Below are 2,879 nucleotides of genomic sequence, written 5' to 3'. Positions count from 1 at the left end.
GCGCGGACGGCGCCGGGTTGCCAGCCTGCGCACCGTGCCCGCGGCCGGCCCGGGCGCTGCCACCCCATCCGCAGCCACCGAGTGGCAGGCACTGGACGCACAGGGCCAAGTGCTGGCGCAAGCTTCGCTCGTGGTGATCGCTGCGGGCGCGGGCAGCCCCACCTTGCTGGCCGACCGCTGGCCCCTGCAGCCCGTGCGGGGGCAAGTTTCATGGGGGCGCTACGCGGCCCATCTGCCGCCGCCAGCGCCCTTTCCGGCCAATGGACACGGCAACATCGTGCCGTCGTTCGGCATGGGGGACCCGAACGGACCCGCCAATGCAGCCCCCGAGCGCGGCTGGATCATGGGCTCCACCTTCGAACGCAACGTGACCACGCTGCCAGCCAGTGCCGCGGACCAGCTCGCCGCGCACCGTTCGCACTGGGACAAGCTGCAAACCCTGCTGCCCGCAGCGGCCCGCCAGCTGTCGCCCTGCTTCGAGGCCCGGCTGGCGGCGGGAGAAAGCGGCGGCCCCGCGCCCGCCACCATCGAACACTGGGCTGCCGTGCGCTGCACCGCGCCAGACCGGCTGCCCATCGTGGGGCCGGTGGATGCCCAGGCCCTGCCGGGCCTGTGGGTGTGCACAGCCATGGGCGCACGGGGCTTGACCCTCGCCTTGCTGTGCGGCGAACTGCTCGCCTCCCGCGTCAACGGCGAGCCCCTGCCGCTGGACGCAAAACTGGCCCGCGCGCTGGCCAGCGAGCGCATGTGAACGGGGCCGCGGCGGCCATGCCTTGGCCTCTCCCCCGCCGGTCCTTACCCTGCGGCTGATCCGTCGCCACTGCGCGACAGCACTTGCTTATATCGATATTTGCATACTCGAAGCACAAAACAATAGTTTGCATCCATAAGAAGGCCCTCTACATTCGCGGCCATGCACGAATTGGCGTTTGTCTTCGCGGGGTTTGCGGTGGGTCTGATCGTCGGGCTCACCGGGGTGGGCGGCGGCTCGCTGATGACGCCAATCCTCATCTTCTTCTTTGGCATCAAACCGCACATGGCCGTGGGCTCAGACTTGCTGTTTGCCGCCTTCACCAAGCTGGGCGGCACCGTGAGCCTGGCGCGACAGCGGTTGGTGCCCTGGAAGGTCGTGGCCCAGCTGTGCGCCGGCAGCATCCCCGCCGCCCTGCTGGCCCTCTGGGCGCTGCGCACCCTGGGCCCCGCCAGCAGCGCGGCCCAGCGCATCATGACCACCACGCTGGGCTTTGCCCTGCTGCTGACGGCCGCGGCCACGCTCTACAAGGCCATTGCGTTTTCTGCCCAGCGCCAAGCCGCGCAGAACGCCGCGCGCAGAGGCTTTGCCGGCGATGCCACCCGTCCGCGCCACTGGAGCCTGCCCGTGCTGCTGGGCGCGGTGATCGGCACCCTGGTCACCTTCACCTCGGTGGGCGCCGGCGCCATTGGCGTCACCGTGCTGCTGCTGGTCTACCCCATGCTGCCGCTGCCGCGCATCATCGGCGCCGACATTGCCTATGCCGTGCCCTTGACCTTGGTGGCGGGCCTGGGCCACGCGTCGCTGGGCTCGGTGGACTGGCCTTTGCTTGCACAATTGCTGGCTGGTTCGCTGCCGGGTATCTGGCTGGGTTCGCGCCTGGTCTCCCGCACGCCCGAGCGCCTCATTCGCTCCGCCTTGTCCGTCCTGCTGGCCTGGGCAGGCTTCAAACTGATTCTGATCTGAGCCCCCTATGTACCAATACACCGCCTTTGACACCCAGTTCGTGAAACAGCGCGCCGCGCAGTTTCGCGACCAGCTCACCCGATGGCAGACCGGCAAACTGAGCGAGGACGACTTCCGCCCCCTGCGCCTGCAGAACGGCTGGTATGTGCAACGCTACGCGCCCATGTTGCGCGTGGCCGTGCCGTATGGCGAAATTGCCAGCCGCCAGCTGCGCGTACTGGCGCAGATCGCCCGCGAGTACGACGAGCCCGAAGCAGCCGTCTTCAAAGCCGCCATGGAAGGCCAGGGCAAGCTGGGCACCACGTTCTTGCCCACACACTGCGCCCACTTCACCACCCGCACCAATGTGCAGTTCAACTGGATTCCGCTGTCTAAGAGCGCGGACGTGATGGACTTGCTGGCCAGCGTGAACATGCACGGCATCCAGACCAGCGGCAACTGCATCCGCAACACCACCACCGACGCACTGGCTGGCATCGCCGTGGACGAGATCGTGGACCCGCGCCCCTATGCGGAGCTGATCCGCCAGTGGTCCACGCTGCACCCCGAGTTCGCATTCCTGCCGCGCAAGTTCAAGATCGCCATCACCGGCGCCAAGGACGACCGCGCCGCCACCGGCTGGCACGACGTGGGCCTGCACCTGGTCAAGAACGATGCGGGTGAGATCGGCTTCAAGGTGTTTGTGGGCGGCGGCATGGGCCGCACGCCGGTCATCGGCACCGTGATCCGCGAGTTCCTGCCGTGGAACCAGATCATGAATTACATCGAGGCCATCGTGCGCGTGTACAACGAGCATGGCCGCCGCGACAACAAGTACAAGGCCCGCATCAAGATTCTGGTGAAGTCCGAAGGCCAGCAGTACATCGACGATGTGGAAGCCGAATACCGCCAGATCCTGGAGATCGACGGTGGCCCCCACACCATCCCGCAGGCCGAATTTGACCGCGTGGCCGCATGCTTTGTGGCACCGAAGTTGGCCGACATTGCCGACGTGGCGCCCGAGGCCCTGCAGGCACAGCTGGACGCGCAGGCAACAGGACACGTGATGTTTGGCCGCTGGCTGCAGCGCAATGTGCACCCGCACCAGAACCCCCAGCTGCGCGCCGTGACGCTGTCGTTCAAGCGCCCCGGTCAGTCGCCCGGCGACGCCACCAGCGACCAG

Annotated in this window: 3 protein-coding genes; all 3 read left to right on the top strand. The window is 67.6% G+C overall.

Going from position 1 to position 2,879, the window contains the following annotated elements; genetic code table 11:
* Positions 1-751, top strand: a 751-nt coding sequence (locus MRY84_RS16935) for an FAD-dependent oxidoreductase (protein WP_291506875.1), incomplete at its 5' end; no start/stop codon positions are given.
* Between the two features lie 162 nt (positions 752-913).
* Positions 914-1,717, top strand: coding sequence for a sulfite exporter TauE/SafE family protein (locus MRY84_RS16930; RefSeq protein WP_291506874.1), 804 nt, complete (start codon positions 914-916; stop codon positions 1,715-1,717).
* Between the two features lie 7 nt (positions 1,718-1,724).
* Positions 1,725-2,879: nitrite/sulfite reductase (locus MRY84_RS16925; RefSeq protein WP_291506873.1), on the top strand; the 1,155-nt coding region annotated here is incomplete at its 3' end.

This window comes from Acidovorax sp. (genome assembly GCF_022763525.1).
In the GTDB taxonomy this organism is placed as follows: Bacteria; Pseudomonadota; Gammaproteobacteria; order Burkholderiales; family Burkholderiaceae_C; genus Acidovorax.
Note: the sequence above shows the minus strand (reverse complement) of the source record. Positions and strands in the feature narration are given on the sequence as shown.